The sequence below is a fragment of the Pseudomonas sp. UM16 genome (assembly GCF_050312595.1).
GTDB lineage: Bacteria > Pseudomonadota > Gammaproteobacteria > Pseudomonadales > Pseudomonadaceae > Aquipseudomonas.
The window spans coordinates 1-232 of the sequence record NZ_JBNPJT010000100.1 but is presented as its reverse complement, the minus strand read 5'-3'; the positions used below and the strand labels follow the sequence as shown (position 1 = coordinate 232).

Genomic DNA, 232 nt, shown 5'->3' with positions numbered 1-232 from the left:
GGGGCTATAGCTCAGCTGGGAGAGCGCCTGCATGGCATGCAGGAGGTCAGCGGTTCGATCCCGCTTAGCTCCACCAAATTCCGATTCGCAGTCAGCTACACTGACTGCGAAGTCAGCCAGGTTACAGCAACCGGGTTGTTAAGGTAAGAAGGTTCGTCCCCTTCGTCTAGTGGCCTAGGACACCGCCCTTTCACGGCGGTAACAGGGGTTCGAGTCCCCTAGGGGACGCCAT

Annotated in this window: 2 tRNA genes; both read left to right on the top strand. The window is 58.6% G+C overall.

What is annotated here, in order from left to right:
• Nucleotides 1-76: transfer RNA gene (locus ACQRAX_RS25750), tRNA-Ala, on the top strand.
• 79 nt (nt 77-155) lie between these two features.
• A tRNA-Glu gene (locus tag ACQRAX_RS25745) sits at nt 156-231 on the top strand.
• The last annotated feature ends 1 nt before the right edge of the window (nt 232 follow it).